Consider the following 25,868-nt stretch of genomic DNA (forward strand, 5'->3'; position numbering starts at 1 on the left):
GGTCCGGCCCTGATCCACCAGGCTTCCCCTGTGTGCGGGGCGGGGCGCACCTGGCGCCGCCGCCCACCAGACTAATCAAGCCAGGGCCGACCGGGGCAGAGGAGTGGCCTACGACTCGTCCAGCCGGGTGCCGCGAGCCTCGACGAGGGCGCGCAGGGCACGGGCGTCGTTGATGGCCTGTGCCTTGGCCACACCCGGCTGGATGCCGAGGACGGGCAGGCTGGTGCCGTCGCTGAGGTCGAGGAAGACCCACGGGTCACCCGGTCGGAGATTGACCCGCAGAATCTCCGCCCAGACGAGCCGGCGCGTGCGGGTGAGGTTGACGACCGTCACACCCTCCTCGTCGGCGACGACCCTCGGCCTGCTGAGCAGGGCGAGAACGCCGAAGAAGAGGAGGGCGGTGAAGATGAAGCTGACCTGCTCCGGCGGGCTGAGCCGGTCGAGGAGCAGGGTGACGGCGATGAGCACGGCGCACATCACCGAGCCCACGGTCAGCAGGACGATCCGGGTACGGGTCGGCCTGAACGTGACCGGGAGCGCGGGGCCTTGGGATGCGGTTGCGGACATGGTGTCGGCGGTTCCTCAGAGCCGGCAGGCGTGGATGGCCGTGGTGAGGATGGCCCGGGCGCCGAGCGCGTACAGGTCGTCCATGATCCGCTGGGCCTCCTTGGCGGCGACCATGGAGCGGACGGCCACCCATCCCTCGTGGTGCAGCGGGGAGATGGTCGGGGACTCGAGTCCGGGGGTGAGTGCGACAGCCTGTTCGAGGTTCTCGACGCGGCAGTCGTAGTCCATCATCACGTAGCTGCGGGCGACGAGGACGCCCTGGAGGCGGCGCAGGAACTGCTGGACCTGGGGGTCCTGCGTGTCGGCGCCGGTCCGCCGGATGACGACGGCCTCGGAGGTCATGATCGGCTCGCCGATGACCTCCAGCCCGGCGTTGCGCAGGCTGGTGCCGGTCTCGACGACGTCGGCGATGACCTGGGCCACGCCGAGCTCGATCGCGGTCTCGACGGCGCCGTCGAGGTGGACGACGGAGGCGTCGATACCGCTGTCGGCGAGGTGCTTGGCGACGATGCCCTCGTACGAGGTGGCGATCGTCATGCCGCCGAAGTCCTCGACGCCCTTCGCGGTGCCGGGCTTGGTGGCGTAGCGGAAGGTCGAACGGGCGAAGCCGAGCTGCAGGATCTCCTCGGCGTTCGCCCCGGAGTCGAGCAGCAGGTCCCGGCCGGTGATGCCGATGTCGAGCCGGCCGGAGCTCACGTAGATCGCGATGTCGCGCGGGCGCAGGTAGAAGAACTCGACCTCGTTCTCGGGGTCGACGAGGACGAGTTCCTTGGACTCCTTGCGCTGCTGGTAGCCGGCCTCATGGAGCATCGCCGACGCAGGTCCGGACAGTGAACCCTTGTTGGGGACGGCGATGCGCAGCATGAGACGGGCTTCCTTTGTTCGCGTGGTGTGTACGTGTGGACGGGAGTGCTCAGAGGTGGGCGTAGACGTCGTCGAGGGAGATCCCGCGCGCGACCATCATCACCTGGACGTGGTACAGCAGCTGGGAGATCTCCTCGGCGGCGGCTTCCTTGCCCTCGTACTCGGCGGCCATCCAGACCTCGGCGGCCTCTTCGACGACCTTCTTGCCGATGGCATGCACGCCCTTGTCCACCAGTTCGGCGGTGCGGGAGGTTGCGGGGTCGCCGTTGGCGGCCTTGTGCTGGAGCTCGGTGAAGAGCTCCTCGAACGTCTTCTTGGACATGGTGGTCCCACCCTACGCGGAAGTGGGTTCTCCTCAGCGCCAGGGTTCAGATACTGAACGCAGGATGGTCGCGGTGGCCACGGCCGCGGTGACCGCTTCGTGCCCCTTGTCCTCGCTCGAGCCTTCGAGTCCGGCCCGGTCCAGCGCCTGTTCCTCGTTGTCGCACGTCAGTACGCCGAAGCCGACAGGGACACCGGTGTCGAGGGTGACCTGGGTCAGACCCTGGGTGACGCCCTGGCACACATACTCGAAGTGGGGGGTACCGCCGCGGATGACGACGCCGAGCGCCACGATCGCGTCGTAGCCGCGGCCGGCGAGGACCTTGGCGACGACGGGCAGCTCGAAGCTGCCCGGGACACGGAGCAGCGTCGGCTCGTCGATGCCCAGCTCGTGCAGGGCGCGCAGGGCGCCGTCGACGAGGCCGTCCATGATCTTCTCGTGCCACTGCGCCGCGATCACGGCCACCCGCAGGTCGCCGCAGTTCTTCACGCTCAGTTCGGGCGCGCCCTTGCCGCTCATCTCTCTCCTCAGCTTGCTGGTCTACGTCGCTCTACTGGTTGCCGCAGGCCGACGCGGGGGCGTCGAGCCAGGGCAGGTCGTGCCCCATCCGGTCCCGCTTGGTGCGCAGGTAGCGGAGGTTGTGCTCACCGGCCTGTACGGGCATCGGCTCGCGTCCGAGGACGGTGAGCCCGTGCCGGGAGACCGCGGCGATCTTGTCGGGGTTGTTGGTCATCAGCCGCACGCTTCGTACGCCGAGGTCGCCCAGGATCTGCGCGCCGGCCGCGTAGTCGCGGGCGTCGGCCGGCAGCCCCAGCTCCAGATTGGCGTCCAGGGTGTCCCGGCCGCGCTCCTGGAGCTCGTAGGCGCGGAGCTTGGACAGCAGCCCGATGCCGCGGCCCTCGTGGCCGCGCAGATAGACGACCACCCCGCGCCCGGCCTCGGTGATCCGCTCCATGGAGGCATGCAGCTGGGGCCCGCAGTCGCAGCGCAGCGAGTGGAAGATGTCGCCGGTCAGGCATTCGGAGTGGACACGTACGAGCAGGTCCTCGCCGTCGCCGATGTCGCCGTGGACGAGCGCGACATGCTCCACGCCGTCGACGGTCGAGCGGTAGCCGTAGGCGGTGAACGGCCCGAAGGAGGTGGGCAGGTTCACCTCGGCCTCGCGCTTGACGGTGGGTTCGGAACTGCGCCGGTAGGCGATCAGGTCCTCGATGGAGATGATCGTCAGTCCATGCTTGCGGGCGAACGGGATCAGCTCGGGCAGGCGCAGCATGACGCCGTCCTCGCCCGCGATCTCGACGATGGCGCCGGCCGGGCGCAGGCCCGCGAGGCGGGCGAGATCGACGGCGGCCTCGGTGTGACCGGGGCGGGTGAGCACACCGCCGGGCTTGGCGCGCAGCGGGAAGACATGACCGGGGCGCACGAAGTCGCCCGCTCCGGCCTGTCCTCCGGCGAGCAGCCGGAGGGTGGTGGCGCGGTCGGCCGCGGAGATACCGGTGGTGACGCCGTGGGCGGGGCCCGCGTCGACGGAGACGGTGAACGCCGTCTGCATGGACTCGGTGTTGCGGCCAACCATCTGGGGCAGCTCGAGGCGCTCCAGTTCGTCGTTCTCCATCGGCGCGCAGATCAGACCGCGGCACTCGCTCATCATGAACGCGATGATCTCGGGGGTGGCCTTCTCGGCGGCGATGACGAGGTCGCCCTCGTTCTCGCGGTCCTCGTCGTCGACGACGACGATCGGCCGGCCGGCGGCGATGTCACGGATGGCCTGCTCGACGGGGTCGAGGGAGAAGTCCTCGATGCTGTCCGACGAGTACCAGGTGGGCAGTGCGGTCATGCTGTCCCCCAATTGGTTGCTTCTCCACCCGCGCGGTGCAGCGGCGCGGCTTTCTTTGACATCCGCGGCTCGGCGGCCGCCTGTGCGTCGCTCACGAAAGTGCTCCTTCCAGAGCGGGCCGGGCGCTCGTGCGCGAGCGCTGCCACCAGTCGTAGGCACCCCAGACGACGAGGGCGAAGTAGATCACGTAGACCAGGCCGGAGAAGGCCAGGCCGCTGCTAAAGGCGAGCGGGACGCCGACCAGGTCGACCAGCAGCCAGGCGAACCAGAACTCGACGAGGCCGCGCGCCTGGGCCACCATCGCGACCAGGGTGCCGACGAAGATGTACGCGTCTGCCCACGGGCTCCACGAAAGCGACGGGTAGGCGGAGAACAGGCCGCCGACCGCGAGCGTGCCGAGCGCGGCGCCGGCGAGCAGCCAGCCACGCTCCTGCCAGGTGGCGAAGCGGACGGCCAGGGAACCGTCCTGTGCCTGCTGCCGGCCGCGGGTCCACTGGCGCCATCCCCAGGCCGCGACACCGATGACCAGGAGCTGCTTGCCGACACCGCCGCTGAGCTCGGCGGAGGCGTAGGCGCCGACGAGTATGACGCCGGACAGCAGCTGCGCGGGCCAGGTGAGGATGGACCGCCGCCAGCCGAGGGCGAGCGCGATCAGTCCGATCGTGTTGCCGATCATGTCGGACCACAGGATGTGCTGCCCGAAGAGCGTGAACGCCTCCGTGTTCAGCCAGTTCAGCGCGCTCACTTCGCGCTCTCCTTCGCGTCCGCGCCGAGCAGCCGCTCGACGTACTTGGCGATGACGTCGACCTCGAGGTTGACCGGGTCGCCGAGCTGCTTGATGCCGAGCGTGGTCAGGGCGAGGGTCGTGGGGATCAGGCTGATGGTGAAGTGGTCGGCACCGGCGTCCACGACGGTGAGGCTGACGCCGTCGACGGTGATGGAGCCCTTCTCGACGACGTACCGGGTCAGCTCGCCGGGCAGCGAGATCTTGACGATCTCCCAGTTCTCCGAGGGGGTGCGCTCGACGATCGTGCCGGTGCCGTCGACATGGCCCTGCACGATGTGGCCGCCGAGCCGGCCGCCGACGGCCATGGGCCGCTCCAGGTTGACGCGGGAGCCGGTGGCGAGTGCGCCGAGGCTGGAGCGCTTCAGCGTCTCTGCCATGACATCGGCGGTGAACTCACCGTCGCCGGTCTCGACGACGGTGAGACAGACACCGTTGACGGCGATGGAGTCGCCGTGCTTGGCGCCTTCGGTGACCACGGGGCCACGCAGACGGAAGCGGGAGGCGTCGCCGAGATTCTCGACGGCGGTGACCTCACCCAGCTCTTCGACGATTCCGGTGAACACTCAAGCTCCCTTGGAGACGGTCGCGGTGATGCGCAGATCGGGGCCGATGCGCACGGTCTCGGTGACGTCGAGCCGCAACGCTTCGGTGATGGTGGTGATTCCGGCGTCGGCGAGGGCGGCAGGACCCGCGCCGAGGAGTACGGGGGCGAGGTAGCCGATGACGCGGTCGACGGCGTGATGGGCGACGAAGGACCCGGCGAGGGTCGGCCCGCCTTCGAGGAGTACGGAGCGGATGCCGCTCTCGTGCAGGGTGCGCAGCAGCTCGGGGATGTCGAGGCCGCCGGATCCTCGCGGAAGGGTCCACAGCTCTCCGGCGCCGGTCCGGAGCAACTCCTCCGGTTCGAGGTCGTCGGCGACGGCGATCACGGTGGGGGCCGCGCCGTCCAGGACACGTGCGCCCGGGCGCACGGCGCGGGCATCGCTGTCGATCACGACCCGCAGCGGCTGGGTGGCTCCTTCGATGCCACGCACCGCGAGGTGGGGGTCGTCGGCGCGCATCGTGCCGGAGCCGACGACGACCGCGTCGGACTCGGCGCGCAGCCGGTGGACGTCGGCGCGGGACTCGGGCGAGCTGATCCAGCGGCTGGTGCCGTCGGCCGCGGCGATGCGTCCGTCGAGAGTGGCGGCGTACTTCCAGGTGACGTGCGGGCGGCCGAGGCGTACGGCGGTGAGCCAGGCGATGTTGCCGGCCGCGGCCTCGGCCTCCTGCAGCCCGTGTCCGACCTCGACGCCCACGGCGCGCAGTGTCTCGGCGCCACCGGTGGCCTGCGGGTTCGGGTCGGCGACGGCGTAGAGGACGCGGGCGATCCCGGCCTCGATCAGAGCCTGTGCGCAGGGACCGGTGCGGCCGGTGTGATTGCAGGGTTCGAGGGTGACGTAGGCGGTGGCGCCGCGGGCCCGGTCGCCGGCCTCGCGCAGGGCGTGGATCTCGGCGTGCGGGCCTCCGGCACGTTGGTGCCAGCCCTCGCCGACGGTTCGCCCGGAGGTGTCGGTGATGACGCACCCGACGACCGGGTTGGGGCTGGTGGAGCCGAGTCCGCGGGCGGCGAGCGCAATGGCTCGGCGCATGGCGACGGTGTCGGCTGCGGTGGCCACCGGGTCCTCCTGCCTCTTCGGGCACGGACTCCGGGGCCTGTCGATGACGACAGAGAGCGGGAGGACCACACTGGAAACGCCGAGACCGGTCGACGGGTCGCCACAGGGGGCGATCCGCACAACAACGGCCGGCGCACCCATGAGGGTCGCCCGCCGCGCACTGCCTCCCATCCGGACTTTAACCGTCGGTCCAGGAATTTCACCTGGTCAACCGGCCGCTGGCTGCGGACGGGTCGCGGACTGTAACCGCCGGTTCGGAATTGCACCGACCCCGGAGTGCGCTGCTGCTGATACAGGGCCAGTCTGCCACGCCGGAGCCTCACCCATGCAGGTGAATCCTGTGGGCTGACTCACAGACCCCGGTGTGACATCGATTGGTCCAGACCTATTGACGCACTGGTCTAGTCCTTTTAATCTCTGCGACACCTCCGCGGATCGGCCCGCAGGTGTGCGCACTCCGGCGGGCCAACAGCACGTACCCCCATGCCAGTTGTGCGAGGCCGAACTCCCCTTGGCGCCCTGGCGGGCGTGCCGGGGACCCCACCAGGAGGAACTGAACGTGCAGTCCCCCACCCCCAGGAGAGCATCGATGCTCGCAGCCGGCGCAGCCGCCGCCGCGCTGCTGGCCGGCTCCCTCTCGGCAGGCGTCTCCCACGCCGCCTCCCAGGAGACCTGTCGCCCCGACGGGCTCTACTCCACGCCGGGCGTCGACGTCCCGTACTGCTCCGTCTACGACACCGAGGGCCGCGAGACGATGGGCGCGGACCACCAGCGCCGCGTCATCGGCTACTTCACCGGCTGGCGGACCGGCAAGGACGGCGCCCCCGCCTATCTCGCGTCCGACATCCCGTGGGACAAGGTCACCCACATCAACTACGCCTTCGGACACATCGATTCGGCCAACAAGCTCTCCGTCGGCGCCGACGGCGCGAACAACGCCGCGACGGGCATGACCTGGCCGGGCGTGGCCGGGGCCGAGATGGACCCCGCTCTGCCGTACAAGGGCCATTTCAACCTGCTGACGAAGTACAAGAAGCAGCACCCGCACGTGAAGACGCTGATCTCCGTGGGCGGCTGGGCGGAGACCGGCGGGTACTTCGACGGCGGCGGCACCCGCGTGAACTCGGGCGGCTTCTACGCGATGGCGACCAATGCCGACGGCTCGGTGAACCAGGCGGGCATCGACACCTTCGCGGACTCGGCGGTCGCGTTCATCAAGAAGTACGGCTTCAACGGTGTGGACATCGATTACGAGTACCCCACGACCATGAAGGACGCGGGCAATCCGCTCGACCACTCGATCTCCAACGCCCGTCGGGCCGGCCTGGTCAAGGGCTATGCGGCGCTGATGAAGAGCCTGCGCGAGAAGCTGGACCGCGCGGGCGCGGCGGACGGCAGGCACTACCTGCTGACGGTGGCGGCGCCCTCGTCCGGCTATCTGCTGCGCGGCATGGAGACCTTCCAGGTCCAGAGATACCTGGACTACGTCAACATCATGTCGTACGACCTGCACGGCGCGTGGAACGAGTACGTCGGGCCGAACGCCTCGCTGTTCGACGACGGAAAGGACGCCGAGCTGGCGGCGGCAGGCGTGTACTCGACCTCGCAGTACGGCGGGATCGGCTATCTCAACACCGACTGGGCGTACCACTACTTCCGCGGGTCCATGCCGGCCGGGCGGATCAACATCGGACTGCCGTACTACACACGTGGTTTCAAGAACGTGCAGGGCGGCACGGACGGGCTGTGGGGCCGGGCGCCGTCGACCGAGTGCCCGGCGGGCGCCGGTCTGACCAAGTGCGGCGACGGGGCCGTCGGCATCGACAACCTCTGGCACGACAAGGACACGGCGGGCAAGGAGTCCCCGGCGGGATCCAACCCCATGTGGCACGCGAAGAACCTCGAGAAGGGTGTGGTCGGCGACTACGTCACGCAGTACGGCTTCCCGGCGGGCACCCAGCTGACCGGTACGTATGCCCGCCGGTACGACTCGACCCTCGTCGCACCGTGGCTCTGGAACGCGCAGAAGAAGGTCTTCCTGTCCACGGAGGACGAGCAGTCGGTCGCGGTCAAGGCGGACTACGTGGTGGACCGCGGCATCGGCGGCACCATGGTCTGGGAACTGGCCGGGGACTACGACTGGAACGCGGCCAAGGGGCAGTACGAGACCGGCGACACGCTCACGACGACGATGTACGAGAAGTTCAAGTCGGCGTCCCCGTACGGCGCGAAGCGCTCGAACTCGGCGCTGCCGGCCGAAGCCCTCGACATCGACGTGGACTTCGGGCAGTTCCCGCTGGGCGACTCGAACTATCCGATCAGCCCGAAGCTCACGATCACCAACAACACGGCGGCGACGCTGCCGGGCGGAACGGAGTTCCAGTTCGACTACGCGACGTCCGCACCCGCGAACGCCAAGGACCAGTCCGGCTTCGGCACGACGATAGTCCGCAGCGACCACACCGGCAGCAACACCGGCGGACTCGACGGTGACTTCAACCGGGTGTCGCTCAAGCTGCCCGCGTGGCAGACGCTGGCTCCGGGTGCCTCGGTGTCGCTGGACTTCGTGTACTACCTGCCGACATCGACACCGTCGAACTGGACGGTGAGCTTCGGCGGGAAGACGTACGCCCTGGCGGGTGACCTGGCGCGCGGCACGTCGGTGGTGGAGCCCGGCGGCGGCACGGACCCGGGCCCGTCGCCTTCGCCGACACCGACGCCTTCGCCGGGCGCATGCGGCGCGCCTGCCTGGACGGCGACAGCCGAGTACGGGTCGGGGACGAGCGTGTCCCACGGATCGCACACGTGGAAGTCCAAGTGGTGGACGAAGGGCGAGGAGCCGGGTACCACAGGTGAGTGGGGTGTCTGGCAGGACCTCGGCGCCTGCTGACGCTCCTGTACGAGCAGCCCGGCGGCGGATCAACGGCCCTTGCCGCCGCCGGGCCCTTCGGGAGCCGGACGGGGGCGCCCCGCCCCCGTCCGGCTCCGCCCCGGACACCGGCGGCTACGCCCCCCGCCCGAACAGCTCCTGCTGCGCCGCGTCCCGCGCCGTCAGCAGCGCGCCCCGCAGTACCGCCGCACCTCCCAGCGCCCCGGCCCTGACCTCCGTCCGCAGCGGGGACATCGAGGCGATCCGCGTCTGCACCCGCGAGGCCACCGCCGCGCCCCCCGCGTGGCCCACCTCGCCGCCCAGAACCACACAGCCCGGGTCGAGCACGGAGACGATCGCGGACACACCAAGCGCGAGGCGGTGCGCGAGTGTGTCGAGGAAGTCCGTGCGGTCGGCCGCGACGGCCGCCGACACCACTCCTGCGGCCCGCGGTTCCGGGCCGTCGGCCGGTGCCGCGATCCCGTGCCGCTCCCCCAATGCGCAGATCGCCGCCGATCCGGCCAGTGAGTGGAAGCCCCCGTCGCAGTCGACGGCCGAGGGAACGCCGCCCGTGCCCGGGACGGGCAGGAAGCCGATCTCGCCCGCGCCGCCCGACGCCCCCCTGCGCAGCCTGCCGTCGAGGAAGAGGCCCGCGCCCACCCCGTGGCCCAGCCAGAGGAAGGCGAACGTCTCCCGGTCGCGGGCGGCGCCCAGTCGCTGTTCGGCCAGGGCCGCGAGGTTGGTCTCGTTCTCGACGATCACGCGGGCGGGCAGCCGTTCCTGGAGGGCGCCGACGAGGTGACGGTGCCAGGCGGGCAGGCCGCTCGTCGCGCGCAGTTCGCCGCTGGCGGGGTCGATCAGGCCGGGCGCCCCGATACCGACGCTGTGCAGCCGGAGGGCGCCGGCCTCGCGGACGGTGCGCTCCAGAAGGGCGGCGGCCCGTTCCGCGGCAGCTTCGGTGCCGGTGTCGTCGCCGATGGGCAGGGACGCCTCGGCCAGTGTCGTACCCAGCAGATCGGTGACGACGACGGTGACGCCCTCGGTGCGGACGTCGAGCGCGGCGAGATGGGCCCGGTCGGAAACGAGCCCGTAGAGGCGGGCGTTGGGGCCGCGGCGTTCGGCGCCCGCCTCACCGACCACGCGGATGAGTCCGGAGCCCTGGAGGCGCTCGACCAGGTCGGCGACGGTCGGCCGGGAGAGGCCGGTCATGGTCTTCAGCTGGCCTGCCGTCAACGGGCCCTCCTCCTGGAGCAGTTCCAGGGCGAGGCGGTCGTTGATGGCCCGGGCGGTGCTCGGAGATGCGGGCATGCCGGGAATCCTTCCAGACGGCGCGAGAGCCACGACGTGAACCCACTATTTATCAGGCAGGGTTCCTGATAGTTTACCGCTCACGTTCTCGGGGAGGGGTATCCGCATGTCGAGCAAGTCGGTCGTCGGGCTGCGACAGCTGAAGCGCGCCCGATTCGCCGTGGCCGCCGTCTTCTGTGTGCACGGCGCGGTCACCGGAAGCTTCGCCACCCGCATTCCGTGGATCCAGGACCACGCCGGGATCGGCGCCGGCCAGCTCGGGCTCGCGCTCGCCTTCCCGGCACTCGGGGCCTCCGTCGCGATGCCGCTCGCCGGAGCGGTCAGCCATCGCTTCGGCGCGCGCACGGCCCTGCGCGGACTGCTCGCGCTGTGGACGCTCGCCCTGATCCTGCCGTCCCTCGCGCCGAACCTGCTCGTCCTGTGCGCCGCGCTGTTCACGTTCGGCGCGACCGCCGGGATGTCGGACGTGGCGATGAACGCGCTGGGGGTGGAGATCGAGAACCGCCTCGACCGCTCGATCATGTCCGGCCTGCACGGCATGTGGAGCGTGGGTGCCCTGATCGGGTCGGCGGGCGGCACGCTCGCCGCGCATCTGGGCAGCGATGCCCGACTGCATCACGCCCTGGCGGCCGTGGTGCTCACCGCGCTGGGGCTGATCGCGTGCCAGGGCGTACTGGACCTGCGCAGCGCACCCGACGAGGAGGCGCCGCCCCGGTTCGCGCTGCCGCCGAGGTCGGCACTGGTCATCGGTGCCATCGGGTTCTGCGCGGTGTTCGCGGAGGGCGCGAGCCTGGACTGGTCCGCCGTGTATCTGCGGGACGAGCTGGACACGTCGCCGGGCCTCGCGGCCGCCTCGACGACGGCGTTCGCGCTCACGATGGCGGTGGCACGGCTCGCGGGCGACCGGATCGTGGACCGGTTCGGACCGGTGCGCACCGTGCGGGTGGGCGGGGTACTGGCGACGGCCGGCGGGCTGCTGGTGGTCGTCGCGCCGCATCCGGCGGTGGCGATGTGCGGCTTCGCGCTGATCGGCTTCGGTGTGGCGGTCGTCGTCCCGCTCGCCTTCGCGGCTGCCGGACGCAGCGGCCCGAATCCGAGCCAGGCCATCGCAGGCGTGGCCACCATCACGTACACCTCGGGGCTGATCGCCCCGTCGGCGATCGGCGCGGTCGCCGACGCGACCAGCCTGATGGTCTCGTTCGGCCTGGTGACCGTGCTGGCGCTGGGCCTCGTCCTCGGCGCGAGCGTCCTGCGCACCGCGGGGCGGGAGAGGGTGACGGTCAGCTCTGCGGACGCAGCAGTTCCCGACCGGCATCCCTGAAGCGCTCGCTCCACGGGGCGGGCCTCAGGGTGCCCGGGTCCAGCCTGACGAGGACCCGGGCCCCCTGCGCGTAGGTCGTGGCGCCGTCGGCCGAGCAGAAACGGAATCCGTACGTGAGACCGGTACGGCCGAGTCGTTCGAGCCAGAGGTGGACGGCGTAGGCACCGGCGCGGGTCACCGGCTGCTCGTAGCCGATACGGAGCTCCTTGACGGCGTTGCAGGCGTCGCCGGCCGCGGCCCAGTCACCCTCGAAGCCGAAGCCGCGTGCCTGCCAGTGCGTCACCCAGGCCCGCTCCACGAGCAGCGGGTAGCGGGCGTTGTGCAGGAGGCCCAGCGCGTCGAGGTCGTCGAAATGGACGGCGACCGGGACGAGGACGCCGTGGGCGGCGGCCGGGACGGGCAGGGCTTCGGTGGTCACGGCGGAACTCCTGAGCGGCGCTTGGCTGAAATCGTTTCATCCTAAGCAGCCGCTCAGAAGCCGCCCCCGCCGGGGCGAACCGTCAGCCCGCGATCGAGTCGAGCTGTTCGGCGGCCGGCCGCAGCGCCCAGAGGTCCCCGCCGGGCGGTGCCTCGAGGCGGGGAAGGGCGGCTTTCGCCCTGCGGTCCCCCGCGTCGGCGGCGGCGTGCACGACGTCGCTCGCCGCGTACCGATAGAACTCCAGCTCGGGATGCGGCCAGGCGGCGGCCCCGGTGGCGGCGGGCAGCAGGTAGTCGACGGCCTTGAACAGGCTCTGCCCGTCGGGCCCCCGGTGCGACCAGAGGTCCACGCCGACATGGCGGCCGATGTCGGCGAGCCGGGTGTAGGCGACCAGATCGAAGGTGGAGTAGTGCCAGCTGCGGGTGCGGGCGAGTTCCTGGGGCTGGCTGCCGTCGGCCGCGATCTGCGGGTCGATGCGCCTGGACCTGGCCTCCTGCACCGTCCGGCGCGCAAGGTCGCGGTCGCCGGTGGCGAGCGCGAGAGCGGCGACCTGCATGTCGTGGAAGGTGCCGTGGTTGTTGGTGGCGGCGGCCTCCTGCTTGCCGAAGGGGGAGTTCACCAGCCAGTCCAGGAACGAGGCGTTCCAGGCCCTCATGCCGGCGCTGTCGCCACGGGCCCAGCCGGGGGCGCCGGTTTCGAGGATCGCGATGGCGTCGAGGACGCTGGTGTACTGCTGCGAGAAGTCGATGATGCCGATGGCCCTGCCCTCGTACTTGCAGGGGATGAACTGCCCGTGGTTCAGGTTCGGGTTCATCCGCGTCGCCGGATCCACGAACCAGGTGCGCAGGACAGTGGCCGCATGCTCCGCGTACTGCCGCTCACCCGTGTAGTACCAGGCGAGGCTCAGCGTGTAGGCGGAGTCGACGACCCTGCCGATGTCGGGGCGGTCCGTGCCGGTGTCCACCTCGGGGTTGCGCTCGCCGTCGCGCTGCACGTACGGGCAACCCCAGGGATTCTCGGGCGTCTTGGGCTGCGAGGGCCACCAGTAGGGCGCCTGGCTCAGATAGTCGTGGGCGTCACCGCTGGGAGCGGGCCGCGGCTTGTCCACGACCGTCCAGGGCCCCTGCCCGAGCAATCCGTCGGCGCGGGCGACCAGGTCCCTCGCCGCGCGACGCAGAGCCGGGTCGCCGCGATCGAGCCGGGCCTTGGCCTGCTGGAGCCGCTTCCCGTCGAGCACAACGGTCCTGGGTACCCGGGCGTTCTCGTGGGCGGCGGCCTGGGACGAGGCCGCCGGGACGAGAAGGGCGGCGCACACGGCCAGCACGCCGAGCAGAGCTCCCCTTCGCCGTCGAGGTCTTCCGGTCATCACACGCTCCGACATGTATGTGAACGAGATTCATGGACGAGATCGTGCGAGCGTAGGCCCGGCAGGTACGACTGGCAACGCCTCTCGCACGATTCACGGATGGGACTCGGAGCTGCGCGGCCCATTAGCATGGCGCCGATCATCGACATCTGTGGAAGTGGAGCGGCCCGTGAACCTCGGCGTGCGCTGGACCCTGCACGGCGACGGGCGGACCCCCGCTCCCGGCGCCGTGGTACGCCCCGACGAGCGGCTGTCGTGGCCGCGGACGGCCGGCCTCGGCGCCCAGCACGTCGTCGCCATGTTCGGCGCGTCGTTCGTGGCCCCCGTCCTCATGGGACTCGACCCGAACCTCGCCATCATGATGTCCGGCGTCGCCACCGTGATCTTCCTGCTCGCGACGCGCGGCAAGGTGCCCAGCTACCTCGGCTGCTCGCTCTCCTTCGTCGGCGTGGCCGCCACGATCCGCGCGTCCGGCGGCGACAGCGCGACCGTCACCGGTGCCGTGCTGGTAGTCGGCGCGGCGCTGTTCCTGGCCGGCCTCGCGGTGCAGAGGTTCGGCGCACGAATCATCCATGCGGCGATGCCGCCGATCGTCACCGGCGCGGTCGTCATGCTCATCGGATTCAATCTCGCCCCGGTGACCGCCTCCACGTACTGGCCGCAGGACCAGTGGACCGCGCTGCTGGTCATGCTGTTCACCGGACTCGCGGTGGTGTGTCTGCGCGGCTTCCTCTCCCGCATCGCGATCTTCCTCGGGCTGGTCTTCGGCTACGGACTGTCCTGGGCGCTCGACCGCATCTTCGGGAAGATCCACTCCCCCGCCGGCGGCGCCGAGGCCGTCGACCACTGGCGGCTCGACCTGTCGGCAGTCGGCAGTGCCGACTGGATCGGGCTGCCGTCCTTCCACGCACCGAGCTTCGAATGGTCGGCCATCCTCGTCGCCCTCCCGGTTGTCATCGCGCTGATCGCCGAGAACGCCGGACACGTCAAGGCCGTGGGCGAGATGACCGGCGACCCGCTCGACGACAAGCTCGGCACCGCGATCGCGGCCGACGGCGCCGCGTCGATGCTCTCCACCGCCGTCGGCGGCCCGCCGAACACCACGTACTCCGAGAACATCGGCGTCATGGCGGCCACCCGCGTGTACTCCACGGCCGCCTACTGGGCCGCCGCCGGATTCGCCCTGCTCTTCGGTCTGTGCCCCAAGTTCGGCGCCGTCGTGGCCGCGATCCCCGGTGGAGTGCTCGGCGGCATCACCGTCATCCTGTACGGAATGATCGGCCTCCTCGGCGCACAGATCTGGATCAACGCCGGGGTGGACCTGCGCAATCCGCTCAATCTCGTGCCGGCCGCCGCGGGCATCATCATCGGCATCGGCGGCGTCAGCCTCAAGATCACCGACAATTTCGAACTCGGCGGCATCGCCCTGGGCACCCTCGTCGTCATCACCGGCTACCACGTGCTGCGCGCCTTCGCCCCCGCCCACATGAAGCAGGACCCGCACGCACCGGGCCCGCTGCTCGACTCCGGCACCTCCTCGTACGACACGAAGGACGGCACGGACGAGGACTCCCGCTAGGGCGTGTTTCGTTCGGATCAGGCGGATCGGCGAGCGGCCTGGGCGCCCGAACCGCGGAAACGTCCCTCTTTCTGGGGAAGCCACGGCCCGTCACCGTGTCGCCGGGCCGTGGCCTGGGACGCTGCAGCCATGGCGCAGAGGGAACAGCTCGCGGTGCGGGCGGGGTGCGCTCCGGCCGCGGTGGACTCCGTGGTGGAGCGGATGGCCGCCGTGGGGTCAAACTGGCCGGCCGCGGACGGGCTGGCGGTGTTCAACCGCGTCTACCTCGCCGTGACCCGGGAGATCGGCCACCACATCGGAGCCGGGCACTTCCCCGACGGGGGCACGGCGGCCACACTCGACGTGCTGTTCGCCCACCGCTACCTCGCGGTCGTAGAGGACGTCGCGCAGGGCCGGCGGCCGCCGGCCTGCTGGCGCCCGCTGTTCCAGTACCGCCGACACCCCGGTGTACGCCCGCTGCAGTTCGCGCTCGCCGGGATCAACGCCCACATCGGCCATGACCTGGCGCTCGCGGTCGTGGACACCTGCCGTGCGCTCGGCTGCGAACCCGCCGATCTGGAGAGCGAGTTCGACCGCGTCGGCGACATCCTCGTCCTGCTGGAGGAGCGCATCCGCGAGGACCTCATGCCGGGTCCCGATCTGCTCCAGATCGCCGATCCGCTGACCCATCTCGTCGGCTCGTGGAGCCTGGAGCGGGCCCGCGACGGCGCCTGGTCGGCAGCCCGGCTGCTGTGGGGGCTGCGCGGACTGCCGGACCTCGCCGAGGAGTTCACCGAGCGTCTGGACGCCGGGGTGGGGCTCGTAGGCCACTGCCTGCTCACCCCCTGGCGCTGAAGCGGGTCAGTCCTCCGGCAGTTCGACCGGCGCGATCTCGTCGTAGAGGTCGCCGGGCCCCGGGTTGGAGGGGTCGGTCGCCCCGCCGAGCTGGTGCATCACGCCCCAGACGGCGTTCAGCGCGGTCAGCACGGCGCCCTCGGCCCAGCCGGCCGTCCACGAGATGTCGTCCCCCGCGAGGAAGATGCCCCGCTTGTCCTCGGGCAGCCGGTCCTGCATGAAGTGGGTGAACAGACGACGCTGGTAGCGGTAGTGGCCGGGCAGGTTCGCCTTGAACGCGCCCATGAAGTACGGCTCGTTCTCCCACGACACCGTCACCGGGTTGCCGATGATGTGGCTGCGGATGTCGACGTTCGGGTAGATCTCGCCGAGGGACTTCAGCATGACCTCCATCCGCTCGTTCGCGGACAGCGGGAGCCACTTCAGGCTGTCGTCGCACCAGGTGTAGGACAGGCAGATCACGGCGGGCTTGTCCGGCCCGTTGTCGAGCAGGTAGGTGCCGCGCGTCATCCGGTCGGTGAGCGTCATGGACATCGTGTCGCGGCCCGTGACCTCCTCCTTGTCGAGCCAGAACGGCCGGTCCACCGGCACGAACAGCTTGGAGGACTCCATGTAGTGGGTGCGCTCCATCGCCGTCCAGTGGTCGATGGGGAAGAGCGTGTCGTCGCACGCGATCTTCGACAGCAGCATCCAGGACTGCGCGGTGAACACGGCCGCCTGGTACGTGCGGATGTCCCCGCTCGCGTCGGTGACCGTGATCCGGTTGCCGGCGGTGCGGTTGAGCCGGGTCACGGCGGGCCGCGGGTCGCCGTCGTGCAGTGAGGACAGCGACGTGCCGAGAGGCCAGTGCACGATCTTCTGGGGCTCGCGCTCCCAGAGGCGCAGCGGCAGCTGCTGGCTGCCTTCGACGATGCCGCGGTGGTGGTCGTCGGCCTCGGAGTAGACGACGCGCAGGATCTCCAGGATGGAGTTGGGGAAGTCGGTGTCCCAGCCGCCGGTGCCGAAGCCGACCTGGCCGAAGATCTCGCGGTGCCGGAAGGACTTGAAGGACTCGGAGTCGCAGAGGAAGCCGTAGAACGTCTGGTTGTCGAGCTTCTCCACGAGCTTCGCCCAGATCTCGCGGATGCGCGGCACATCGCGCTCGCGCATGGCGCGGTTCATGTCGGAGAAGTCCGCGCCCTCCTCCAGACAGGCGTTCCACGCGTCCATGACGTCGCGGTAGACCTGGGGGAGGTCGTCGATGGTCTCGGCGTAGTGCGACTCGCCCTTGAGGTCGACGACGGTCGACGGGGTAGTGGGGGCGAGCGGGTTGGGGAACGGCCGGGTGGTCAGACCCACCAGGTCGATGTAGTGCTGCAGGGCCGTGGAGGAGGGCGGGAAGCGCATCGCGCCCATCTCGGCGGTCAGCTCGTCCGTGCCGGTGCCCTCGAAGCCGACGGTGCGCAGCCGTCCGCCGATCTTGTCCGCCTCGTAGACGACGGGCTTGAGGCCCATCTTCATCAGCTCGTACGCGGCGACGATGCCGGAGAGGCCGCCGCCGATGACGGCGACCTCGGTGCCGTGCTCGGTCGCCGGTATCTGGCCGATCCCCGCCGGGTGGGCGAGAAAGTCGTCGTAGGCGTACGGAAAGTCCGGACCGAACATGGTGATCGGCGGCTGCGCGTCGCTGTGCTGGACGGCGGTGGTGGGCACCGTGGACGTCATGGGGTACGGACTCCTTGCACGGAAAGAATGTGGCGGGAAGCGGTGGGGGTGTCAGCTCAGCGAGCCGTAGAGGCCGGGGCGCCGGTCGCGCAGATAGGGGTTGTTCTCGCGCGAGGCGCCGAGCAGTACGGGGTCGACCTCGCCGATGACGAGTTCCTCGCCGCGGCCCGCGCGAGTGCGCACGATGCCGTCGGGGCTTGCGAGGCTGCTGAGCCCGACGAACTCGAACTCGCCCTCCGGGCCGGTCCTGTTGACGTACGCGATGTACATCTGGCTCTCGAAGGCCCGCACCGGCACGAGTGATTCGGCGACGAACTGGAACGGGTGCATCTGCGCGGTGGGCACGAGCAGCAGGTCAGTTCCGGCCAGCGCGTGGGCGCGGACGTTCTCCGGGAACTCCACGTCGTAGCAGATCAGCAGGCCGATGCGGATGCCGTCGAGCTCGGCCTGGACGACGGGCGTGTCCCCCGGCGTGAACCACTGTTGCTCGAAGCAGCCGAAGAGATGGGTCTTGCGGTAGTTCGCGAGGCGCTCGCCGGCCGGGCCGATCAGCTGGGCGGAGTTGTGGATGATCCCCGGCTCCTCGCCGTGCTCGGGGTAGCCGTAGTGGATCGCGAGGCCGTGGCGTACGGCGATCTCGGCCACGGCGTGGGCGCCGGGGCCGTCGGCGGGCTCGGCCAGCTCCGGCACGGCGTCGCCGATCGCGTATCCGGTCAGGAACATCTCGGGGGTAACCAGCAGCCGTGCACCGGCGGCCGCGGCACGGCCGGCGGCCTCGTCGAGCACCTTCAGGTTCTCGGCGACCGAGCCCGGCCGGCCGGAACTCTGGAGCAGGGCGGTGCGCAACGGCGGCATGGCTGTCCTCGGGCATGGTGCGGGTGAACGGGAGACGTCTAAAAAGGTACGGTCCCCGATTCGGCCGGGACAAGGCGCGACCGTTGCGCGCAAACGGTCGATCCGTTGCGTCATATCCGGGCGGACCGGTGATTCGTTGCGCGACCCGCGTCGGAGGTACGGATCCGGCCCGCGTCGGAGGTGCGGATCCCGCGTCGGAGGTACGGATCCGGCCCGCGCCGGAGGTGCGGATCCCGCGTCGGAGGTACGGATCCGGCCCGCGCCGCGGGCCCTCGGCGCCCGGGGACGCCCCCTGGAGCGGCGCGACACCGCCGCCCGCCGGGAACCAGGGCGACCTAGGCCGGCGCCCCGGAGGAGAAGCGGCGCAGCAGCGGCGAGAGCACCAGGACGGACTTGGTGCGTTCCACGAACGGCTCGCCCGCGATCCGTTCCAGCACCCGCTCGAAGTGGCGCATGTCGGCGGCGAAGACCTGGACGATCGCGTCCGCGTCACCGGTGACGGTGGAGGCGGACGCGATCTCCGGGTAGCGCTTCAGACCGCGCTCGATGGCCTCGGGAGAGGTGTTGCGGCTGCAGTAGATCTCGATGAAGCCCTCGGTCTCCCAGCCGAGCGCTGCGGGGTCCACCCGCACGGTGAAGCCGGTGATCGCGCCCTCGGCGCGCAGCCGGTCGACCCTTCGCTTCACGGCGGGAGCGGACAGGCCCACCACCGCGCCGATGTCGGCGTAGGAACGGCGGGCGTCCTCGGCGAGGGCGTGGACGATGCGTTCGTCGAGATCGTTCAGTCGCACTGCGGGTGGATCACTTCTCTGATGTCGCGAGTCGGGAGCGGCGGAGGCCGTACAGGAAGTAGAACACGAGGCCCGCGACCATCCAGCCACCGAAGACCGCCCAGGTGACGCCGGGCAGGCTGAACATCATCCAGACGCAGAACGCGAACCCGAGCACCGGCGTGAGCGGAAAGAGCATCACACGGAAGGTCCGGTTCATGGTGGGGCGCGTGTAGCGCAGGATGACGACGGCCACGTTGACCAGTGCGAACGCGAACAGCGTGCCGATGCTGGTGGCATTGGCGAGCTCACCGAGCGGGATGGTCGCGGCGAGGATTCCGCAGAAGGCGGAGACGATGACGGTGTTGGCGCGCGGCGTACCGGTGCGCTCGTCCACCTTGGCGAACACCTTGGGCACGAGGCCGTCGCGGGACATCGCGAACAGGATCCGGGTCTGGCCGTACAGCACGGCGAACACGACGCTGGCGATCGCGACGACGGCGCCCGCGGCGAGCACCACGCTCCAGAAGCTGTGGCCCGTGACGTCCTTCATGATCTGGGCGAGCGCAGCCTCGGTGCCCTCGAAGTCCTGCCACGGCATGGCGCCGACGGCGACCAGGGCGACGAGGCAGTACAGGACGGTGACGACGAGCAGCGACAGCATGATCGCGCGCGGCAGGTCGCGCTTGGGGTTCTTCGCCTCCTCGCCCGCGGTCGACGCGGCGTCGAAGCCGATGTACGAGAAGAAGAGCGTCGCCGCCGCTGCGCTGATCCCGGTGACGCCGAGCGGTGCGAGCGGGGTGTAGTTGCCGGCCTTGATGCCGAGGAAGCCGATGCCGCAGAAGAGCAGCAGCGTCACGATCTTCACCACGACCATGATGCTGTTGGCGCGCGCGCTCTCCTTGGCGCCGCCCATCAGGAAGACCATGGCGAGCAGGACGACGACGAGCGCCGGCAGATTGATCCAGCCGCCCTCGCCCAGCGGTGCGGAGACCGAGGCCGGAATGGTCACGCCGATGGTGCCGTCGAGCAGTTCGTTGAGGTACTCGCCCCAGCCGACGGCGACGGCCGCCACCGAGACGCCGTACTCCAGCACCAGACACCAGCCGCAGATCCAGGCGACGAGCTCGCCCATGGTGGCGTACGAGTAGGAGTACGAGGAGCCGGAGACGGGGATGGAGCCGGCGAGTTCGGCGTACGACAGCGCCGAGAACAGCGCGGTCAGCCCGGCGAGGACGAACGAGATCGCGACCGCGGGCCCGGCAAGCGGAGTGGCTTCGCCGAGCACGACGAAGATTCCGGTGCCGAGCGTGGCGCCGATGCTGATCATCGTCAGTTGCCACATGGTCAGGGACCGGCGGAGTGCGCCGCCCTCGCCCTGTCCGCCCTCGGCGACCAGGAGCTCGACGGGCTTGCGCCGCATCAGCCGGGCGCCGAGCCCGGTGTTCGGGGACGGCGATGGCTCGGTCGCGGGCGGTGCTGCGCCGTGGTCAAGCACGCGGGGGCTCCTTCATCGCTGCGGGTCGGCGAGGGGCGACCCCCGGCGGCCTCCGCGCACGGCGAAGCACGCCCGCGCATGGGTGAGGAGACCGCCGAGCAGACGGTCGCCGCCACTCCAGGTACGGGGCCCGAGCCTACGAGTCCGCAGCTCACAGCCGTAATGCACCGTTGTTGCGCATCGGCGGACGATCATTGCGCGCTCACGCACGGCACGGGGAAACATTGCGCTCGGGTGAAAGAGAACGTCGTACCGCGCGTCAGCCGGGGGCGGGCAACTCTCCGGCGCACGGAGCTCCGTGGTGCCCGCCCGGGGTCACAACCGGCGCAGCCGGTCGGCGATCTCGCGCAGCAGCGCGGGGTCCTGCACGCCGGGTCCGGCCACGGGTGCGGACACCTCGATGAGTCCGGCCTCGGCGAGGTCGGCGAGCAGCACGCGCACGACGGTGAGCGGCAGATCCGCGTCGGCGGCGACCTCGGCAACCGGGCGTGCCCCGCGGCGCACCAGTTCCAGCAGCGAGCTGCGGGCGTGGTCCGTGCCGGGGCCGGGGACGGCTCCGGGCACGGCGGTGACGCGTGCCATCAGGTCGAGGCGGTGTGCGGCGTCGGGACGGGTACGGCCGCCGGTGACGGTGTACGGCCGCACCAGGGGGCCGGTCTCGTCCTCGTACCAGTGGTGGTCGCTCACGGTCTGGTGTCGGCGACCTCGTCGGCCCGGCGCGCGGGCACCGCCATGTGCCGGCCCACACGCTTGACGAGCAACGACATCTCGTGCGCCAGCTGACCGACGTCGGTACCGAAGTCGGAGAGCACGGCGAGTCTGCTGCCGTCCCCTGCGGGGGTGATGAAGAGGTACGCGTCGTCGAGCATGACCATGGTCTGCCGCACGTTGCCCGCCGCGAAACGCGAACCCGCCTCGGCGGCCAGGCTGTGGAAGCCCGCGCAGACGGCCGACAGATGGTCGATGTCCCTCTTCGGCATGCCCCGGGACGCACTGGTGGCGATGCCGTCGGCGGTCAGCAGCACCGCCTGGCGGACGTTGTCGGTCCTTGCCAGCAGTTCGTCCAGGAGCCAGCCGAGATCGGACTGCGCCGTCTCCTCCGCGCGGTCGTGGTCAGACATGGTCGTCGGTCCCTTCCTGGGTGGTGCCGGGGCGCGGGGTCCCGCCGTCGGTCTCCGGACTCGCGGGCTCGCCCCTGCGTCCCCGGTCCAGTCCGCGCTGGAAGGAGCCGAAGATGGACCGCATCTCGTCGGCGGACACGTCACGGCCGGACGGCCCGTCCTCGCGCGCAGGCGCCTCCCGCAGCGGCGCGGCGAGCGATGCCTGCCGTACGCGGGTCGGCAGCGGGTGCGACGGTGTCGCGCCCGGTTCACCGACGGGGAGGTCCTCGGGTACGGCGGGCCCGGCCGGGGCGTCGTCCCGCGTGCTCCCGCCGGCCGGTGAGGGAGCGGGGCCGGGCACCGTCCGCTCGCGGCGGGGCAATCCGCCCGGGGCGGAGGCCGGTTCGTCGGCCAGGCGCAGGCGGGTGCGGGGATGCCCGGGTGTGTCCGGGGCGGCGTCCGCCGTGTGCCCGTGGGCCGGGGCCTCGGGGTCCCGGCTCCCGGGCACGGCGGCGTCGAGCGGGTCGACAGCCGCGAGAATCGTCTTGGGCAGCAGCACCACTGCCGTGGTGCCGCCGTACGGGGACCTGGTGAGGGTCACCCCGATGCCGTGCCGCTCGGCGAGCCGGCCGACGACATAGAGGCCGAGCCGTTCGTCCTGGGCGGGGTCGAAGTCGCCGGGACGGGCCAGTGTGCCCTGCGCCTCGGCCAGTTCGTGCACGTCCATACCGAGCCCGCGGTCGTCGATCTCCAGCACGAACCCGCCGGAGACCTCGCTCGATCGCATGGTGACCTGGGTGTGCGGGGGTGAGAACGCCGCGGCGTTCTCCACGAGTTCGGCGAGCAGGTGCACGACGTCGGCCACGGCGTCCGCACCGATGCCGACCGGCGCCATGGGCGGCACGACGACGCGTGTGTAGTCCTCGATCTCGCCGACGGCGGCGGCCACGACGTCGACGACGGGAACGGGCTTGCGCCAGCGTCGCCCCGGCGCGGCGCCGGAGAGGATGATCAGGCCCTCGGCGTGGCGCCGCATGCGCGTGGTCAGGTGGTCGATCTTGAAGAGGTCGTCGAGGGTGTCCGGGTCCTCGGCGCGCCGCTCCAGGGTGTCGACGAGCTTGGACTGGCGGTGCACGAGCGCCTGGTTGCGGCGGGCGATGTTGAGCAGGACGGCGAAGACCCCGCGGCGCAGTGTGGCCTGCTTGACGGCGGCCTCCACGGCCGCGAGCCGGGCCGTGTTGAGGGCCCGGCCGACCTGGGCGATCTCGTCGATCTCCGCGCGCCCCCGGGCGTCGCCTCCGAAGTCCAGCGGGGGCGCCACCCTGGCGGCGTCCACCTCCTCACCGGCCGCGAGGCGTTCCATGACCTCGGGGAGCTGACGGGTGGCCAGGATGTCGGCGGCGTCGCGCAGCTCCTCGAGTCTGCGGGAGATCCGGCGGCCGCTCGTCATGGACAGCCAGATCGACAGCCCGACGGCGAGCAGTCCGACGACGCCCACGACGGCAGCCTTGATCATTTCCCGGTAGGCGTAGTCCCGGCCGCGGCCGGCGGTGTTCAGCGCGGACTCGGTGCACAGCTCCATGTACCGCACGACGGCCCTGTCGGTGGTCGTGCGCCAGGAATCGGCCGCGATCGCCTTCCCGGCCCGGGCTGCGCCGGCACGCAGCAGCGCGTCCTCGCCCGCGGTCAGCGCGCGGTACTCGGGACCGCGCTCGAACTCGGTGAACAGCCGCCGGGAGTCGCCCGGCAGGTCGGCGACGTAGGTCCGGTGGAAGACGCGGCGGTCCTCGATCGTCGCCGTGAGGGTGTCGTACTGGACGTCGGTCAGGTCACCGGCGGCGCGGGCCCCGGCGACGAACGCGTCCTCGCGGGACACGAACTCCCGCACGCGCACCAGCTCGATCACGACCTGGCCCTCCCGGGCGAGGCGGCCGGCCTGCAGTGCGGTGAGCTGCGACTGCACGTCGAAGGTGGGCTCGACGACCTCGGTGTACGCCTCGACCGCGCGGTCCCAGCCGATCGTTCCGGCCAGTACGCGCCCCCGCAGGTCCTCGAGTCCTCCCGCGGCACCGGCCATGGCGTCGACGGAACTGCGCTGGCGGTCGGTGAGGTCCTCCCGGCGCTCGCTGTCGCCGATCGCCTCGTACATGGCTGCGAGGGCGCGGTCGGTGACGCGCTGCTGCTGCATGAGGGCGGCGAGGGGAGCCTGCCGGTCGGGTTTGTCGGTGCCCAGGTACTGCGCGGTGAGGCGGCGCTCGATCTGGATCTGTCCGACGGCCGTGTCGATCGGTGTGCCGAAGGACTCGTAGACGCCCTGGACCCGGATCAGTGCCCTGAGGTCGCCGGTCACGAAGACCATGGCGAACGTCCACAACAGCATGAGAGCGACAACCGGGATGACGGTGAGCGTCACGATCCGGCCGCGGATCGTGGGACGGCGGAGTCGCCGGCGCATAGGGGCCCCTGAGCACATCGTTCCAAGAACTGTCCGCCCGACCGCGGTTACCCCTCGGTAGGGGCAGTCAAGCTACGGGAATTGGCATGCGCAGCGCAACGTATCCGCTGGTAACGTGAATGATCTCGAACCACCCTTGATAAAAGAGCGACAACTGGGTATGCGAGCCGTGATGAACGCACAGCCCCATGTGGTGATCGAGGAATCACCACACCTGGAGAGCAGCAGGCACAGCGCGGGCGCCCGGACGGCGACCGCGGACTTCCTGCTGCAGCACTGCCCCTGGGCCGACCTGGACGCAGTGCTGCTCGTCGTGTCCGAACTCGTTGCCAACGCGGTGCGGCACACTGCCGGTTGGTGGCGGCTGCACCTCACGGCGGGCGCGGACACGCTGGTCATCGGCATCGACGACTCCAGCCCGCTGCCGCCCGTCGAGCGGACGCCCGACCTCTCGGGCAGCGGTGGCTTCGGCTGGCACATGGTGCAGCGACTCGCGGGCCGCGTGGAGGTCTGCCCCCAGCCCTACGGCAAGCGGGTCGAGGCGACCTGGATGCGCCCGGCCACCCCGGCAACGACCTCGTACTGAGCCTGGTTGCCCCGTACTGACCCTGGACCCTGGCTGCTGGTTGTACTGAGCCTGGCTCACTGAGCCTGATTGCAAGAAACGGCGCCCCGGTCGGCCGGGGCGCCGTTTCTCCCGTGGGGGGAATGCGGTTCTGGCGGGGCAGCGGCGTTGCGCCGCCCGGAAAGGGGCGGTGGAATCACTCCACCACGAGCAGCCCCTCACGCAGCCGCCCGGTGATGCGCGACAGCAGGCGGGACACATGCATCTGGGAGACGCCCAGCTCCTCACCGATCTCCGACTGCGTCATCTCCTCGCCGAACCTCATCCGCAGGATCCTGCGGTCACGGTCGTCGAGTTCCTTGATCAGCGGCTTGAGTGCCTGCACGTTCTCCGCGGTCTCCAGCTCGGCGTCGGGCGCGCCGAGCCGGTCGGACAGCGGCACCGCGGCGTGATCGGAGGCGTCGTCCATGGGCATGTCGATCGAACCGGCCGTGTAGCCGTTGCTCGCGACGACGCCCTCGATGATCTCCTCCTCGTCCAGCCCCAGGTGCTCGGCGAGTTCGGCGGTGGTGGGGGTGTGGTCGAGCTTCTGGGAGAGCTCGTCGACGGCCTTCGCCAGATCGATCCGCAACTCCTGCAGTCGGCGCGGCACATGGACCGCCCAGCTGGTGTCACGGAAGAACCGCTTGATCTCACCGACGATGTACGGGACGGCGAACGTCGCGAACTCCACCTCGCGGCTGAGCTCGAACCGGTCGATCGCCTTGATCAGGCCGATGGTGCCGACCTGGACGATGTCCTCCATCTGTTCCGCGCGGTTGCGGAAACGGCCGGCCGCGTACTTCACCAGGGCCAGATTGAGCTCGATCAACGTGTTGCGTACGTACTGGTACTCGTGTGTGCCCTCGTCGAGGGAGTCGAGCCTGACGAAGAATGACCTGGAGATCTCGCGTGCGTCCTTGGGTGCAACCTCCCCCGGGTTCGGCACGTCCGGAAGGTCGAGCTCCGCCATTTCCGGGCGCCGTACTCCGAGCTGCGTGCGTTCGGTCGGGACCGTGCTCGCCGTGGACACTACGTCCTCCCCTGCTCCGATGTCAGTGCGAAGACGCGCCTACCCCGGATGTCCTTGGGCATGCACGGAAATTTTTCCGGTGCGCGAACAACGACGTCCGGCCCCCGCGCGAAAGGCGC

Annotated in this window: 24 protein-coding genes and 1 riboswitch; of the genes, 5 read left to right on the forward strand and 19 right to left on the reverse strand. The window is 70.6% G+C overall.

What is annotated here, in order from left to right; all coding sequences use genetic code 11:
• Positions 1 to 108: 108 nt before the first annotated feature.
• The 8 genes from AC067Z_RS27935 to ribD all read right to left on the reverse strand — a co-directional run bounded on the left by AC067Z_RS27935 (position 109) and on the right by ribD (position 6,035).
• On the reverse strand, positions 109 to 567 hold the full coding sequence (locus tag AC067Z_RS27935) for a PH domain-containing protein (RefSeq protein ID WP_478792385.1): 459 nt from the start codon (positions 565 to 567) through the stop codon (positions 109 to 111).
• A gap of 15 nt (positions 568 to 582) precedes the next feature.
• Positions 583 to 1,431 (reverse strand): ATP phosphoribosyltransferase, encoded by an 849-nt coding sequence (hisG, locus tag AC067Z_RS27940; RefSeq protein ID WP_478792386.1) that lies wholly within the window; start codon positions 1,429 to 1,431, stop codon positions 583 to 585.
• A gap of 49 nt (positions 1,432 to 1,480) precedes the next feature.
• On the reverse strand, positions 1,481 to 1,753 hold the full coding sequence (locus tag AC067Z_RS27945; RefSeq protein ID WP_030951748.1) for a phosphoribosyl-ATP diphosphatase: 273 nt from the start codon (positions 1,751 to 1,753) through the stop codon (positions 1,481 to 1,483).
• Between the two features lie 33 nt (positions 1,754 to 1,786).
• Positions 1,787 to 2,272, reverse strand: a complete 486-nt coding sequence (ribH, locus tag AC067Z_RS27950) for a 6,7-dimethyl-8-ribityllumazine synthase (protein ID WP_478792387.1) — start codon at positions 2,270 to 2,272, stop codon at positions 1,787 to 1,789.
• A 31-nt stretch (positions 2,273 to 2,303) separates the two neighbouring features.
• Positions 2,304 to 3,590 carry a bifunctional 3,4-dihydroxy-2-butanone-4-phosphate synthase/GTP cyclohydrolase II gene (locus AC067Z_RS27955; RefSeq protein WP_478792388.1) on the reverse strand — a complete coding sequence of 429 codons (1,287 nt, stop codon included), beginning with the start codon at positions 3,588 to 3,590 and terminating at the stop codon, positions 2,304 to 2,306.
• A 91-nt stretch (positions 3,591 to 3,681) separates the two neighbouring features.
• Positions 3,682 to 4,335, reverse strand: coding sequence for a nicotinamide mononucleotide transporter family protein (locus tag AC067Z_RS27960; protein WP_478792389.1), 654 nt, complete (start codon positions 4,333 to 4,335; stop codon positions 3,682 to 3,684).
• The gene (locus tag AC067Z_RS27965; RefSeq protein ID WP_478792390.1) at positions 4,332 to 4,940 is read right to left on the reverse strand and encodes a riboflavin synthase; all 609 of its coding nucleotides are present in this window, start codon (positions 4,938 to 4,940) and stop codon (positions 4,332 to 4,334) included. Before AC067Z_RS27965 ends, AC067Z_RS27960 begins: the two co-directional genes overlap by 4 nt.
• Positions 4,941 to 6,035 carry a bifunctional diaminohydroxyphosphoribosylaminopyrimidine deaminase/5-amino-6-(5-phosphoribosylamino)uracil reductase RibD gene (gene ribD / locus AC067Z_RS27970; RefSeq protein ID WP_478792391.1) on the reverse strand — a complete coding sequence of 365 codons (1,095 nt, stop codon included), beginning with the start codon at positions 6,033 to 6,035 and terminating at the stop codon, positions 4,941 to 4,943.
• 153 nt (positions 6,036 to 6,188) lie between these two features.
• Positions 6,189 to 6,319, reverse strand: a riboswitch (FMN riboswitch).
• Between the two features lie 275 nt (positions 6,320 to 6,594).
• Here ribD and AC067Z_RS27975 point away from each other — a divergent pair.
• On the forward strand, positions 6,595 to 8,925 hold the full coding sequence (locus AC067Z_RS27975; protein WP_478792392.1) for a chitinase C-terminal domain-containing protein: 2,331 nt from the start codon (positions 6,595 to 6,597) through the stop codon (positions 8,923 to 8,925).
• A gap of 114 nt (positions 8,926 to 9,039) precedes the next feature.
• Here the strand turns inward: AC067Z_RS27975 and AC067Z_RS27980 are convergent, their stop codons facing one another.
• Positions 9,040 to 10,212, reverse strand: coding sequence for an ROK family transcriptional regulator (locus AC067Z_RS27980; protein ID WP_478792393.1), 1,173 nt, complete (start codon positions 10,210 to 10,212; stop codon positions 9,040 to 9,042).
• A 106-nt stretch (positions 10,213 to 10,318) separates the two neighbouring features.
• Here AC067Z_RS27980 and AC067Z_RS27985 point away from each other — a divergent pair, with 106 nt between their 5' ends.
• Entirely contained in the window at positions 10,319 to 11,533 is a 1,215-nt protein-coding gene (locus AC067Z_RS27985; protein WP_478792394.1) for an MFS transporter, read from the forward strand.
• Here AC067Z_RS27985 and AC067Z_RS27990 read toward each other — a convergent pair.
• Together AC067Z_RS27990 and AC067Z_RS27995 are read right to left on the reverse strand one after the other, a co-directional pair.
• The gene (locus AC067Z_RS27990; RefSeq protein ID WP_478792395.1) at positions 11,493 to 11,951 is read right to left on the reverse strand and encodes an acyl-CoA thioesterase; all 459 of its coding nucleotides are present in this window, start codon (positions 11,949 to 11,951) and stop codon (positions 11,493 to 11,495) included. The two genes, AC067Z_RS27985 and AC067Z_RS27990, sit on opposite strands and share 41 nt — an antisense overlap.
• An 82-nt stretch (positions 11,952 to 12,033) precedes the next feature.
• Entirely contained in the window at positions 12,034 to 13,317 is a 1,284-nt protein-coding gene (locus AC067Z_RS27995) for an alginate lyase family protein (RefSeq protein ID WP_478792396.1), read from the reverse strand.
• A 169-nt stretch (positions 13,318 to 13,486) separates the two neighbouring features.
• Here AC067Z_RS27995 and AC067Z_RS28000 point away from each other — a divergent pair, with 169 nt between their 5' ends.
• Together AC067Z_RS28000 and AC067Z_RS28005 are read left to right on the forward strand one after the other, a co-directional pair.
• Positions 13,487 to 14,896, forward strand: coding sequence for a uracil-xanthine permease family protein (locus tag AC067Z_RS28000; RefSeq protein ID WP_478792397.1), 1,410 nt, complete (start codon positions 13,487 to 13,489; stop codon positions 14,894 to 14,896).
• Between the two features lie 129 nt (positions 14,897 to 15,025).
• Entirely contained in the window at positions 15,026 to 15,730 is a 705-nt protein-coding gene (locus tag AC067Z_RS28005) for a DUF5995 family protein (protein WP_478792398.1), read from the forward strand.
• Positions 15,731 to 15,736: 6 nt separating this feature from the next.
• Here the strand turns inward: AC067Z_RS28005 and AC067Z_RS28010 are convergent, their stop codons facing one another.
• From AC067Z_RS28010 to AC067Z_RS28040, 7 genes are all read right to left on the reverse strand, one after another.
• Positions 15,737 to 17,434 carry a flavin monoamine oxidase family protein gene (locus AC067Z_RS28010; RefSeq protein ID WP_478792399.1) on the reverse strand — a complete coding sequence of 566 codons (1,698 nt, stop codon included), beginning with the start codon at positions 17,432 to 17,434 and terminating at the stop codon, positions 15,737 to 15,739.
• Between the two features lie 51 nt (positions 17,435 to 17,485).
• Positions 17,486 to 18,289 (reverse strand): carbon-nitrogen hydrolase family protein, encoded by an 804-nt coding sequence (locus AC067Z_RS28015; protein WP_478792400.1) that lies wholly within the window; start codon positions 18,287 to 18,289, stop codon positions 17,486 to 17,488.
• Positions 18,290 to 18,624: 335 nt separating this feature from the next.
• Complete coding sequence (locus AC067Z_RS28020) at positions 18,625 to 19,080, reverse strand: Lrp/AsnC family transcriptional regulator (RefSeq protein WP_478792401.1); 456 nt, start codon at positions 19,078 to 19,080, stop codon at positions 18,625 to 18,627.
• A 10-nt stretch (positions 19,081 to 19,090) separates the two neighbouring features.
• On the reverse strand, positions 19,091 to 20,557 hold the full coding sequence (locus AC067Z_RS28025) for an amino acid permease (RefSeq protein ID WP_478792402.1): 1,467 nt from the start codon (positions 20,555 to 20,557) through the stop codon (positions 19,091 to 19,093).
• 315 nt (positions 20,558 to 20,872) lie between these two features.
• Positions 20,873 to 21,244 (reverse strand): DUF742 domain-containing protein, encoded by a 372-nt coding sequence (locus AC067Z_RS28030; protein WP_478792403.1) that lies wholly within the window; start codon positions 21,242 to 21,244, stop codon positions 20,873 to 20,875.
• Positions 21,241 to 21,678, reverse strand: coding sequence for a roadblock/LC7 domain-containing protein (locus AC067Z_RS28035; protein WP_478792404.1), 438 nt, complete (start codon positions 21,676 to 21,678; stop codon positions 21,241 to 21,243). The genes AC067Z_RS28030 and AC067Z_RS28035 overlap by 4 nt, the downstream gene beginning before the upstream one ends.
• A complete protein-coding gene (locus tag AC067Z_RS28040) occupies positions 21,671 to 24,112 on the reverse strand; it encodes a sensor histidine kinase (protein ID WP_478792405.1) in 2,442 nt (813 codons plus the stop codon). The genes AC067Z_RS28035 and AC067Z_RS28040 overlap by 8 nt, the downstream gene beginning before the upstream one ends.
• Before the next feature lie 172 nt (positions 24,113 to 24,284).
• Here AC067Z_RS28040 and AC067Z_RS28045 point away from each other — a divergent pair, with 172 nt between their 5' ends.
• Complete coding sequence (locus tag AC067Z_RS28045) at positions 24,285 to 24,698, forward strand: ATP-binding protein (protein ID WP_478792406.1); 414 nt, start codon at positions 24,285 to 24,287, stop codon at positions 24,696 to 24,698.
• Between the two features lie 175 nt (positions 24,699 to 24,873).
• Here the strand turns inward: AC067Z_RS28045 and AC067Z_RS28050 are convergent, their stop codons facing one another.
• On the reverse strand, positions 24,874 to 25,749 hold the full coding sequence (locus tag AC067Z_RS28050) for an RNA polymerase sigma factor SigF (RefSeq protein WP_478792407.1): 876 nt from the start codon (positions 25,747 to 25,749) through the stop codon (positions 24,874 to 24,876).
• Between the last annotated feature and the right edge of the window lie 119 nt (positions 25,750 to 25,868).

This window comes from Streptomyces sp. NPDC043812 (assembly GCF_056436245.1).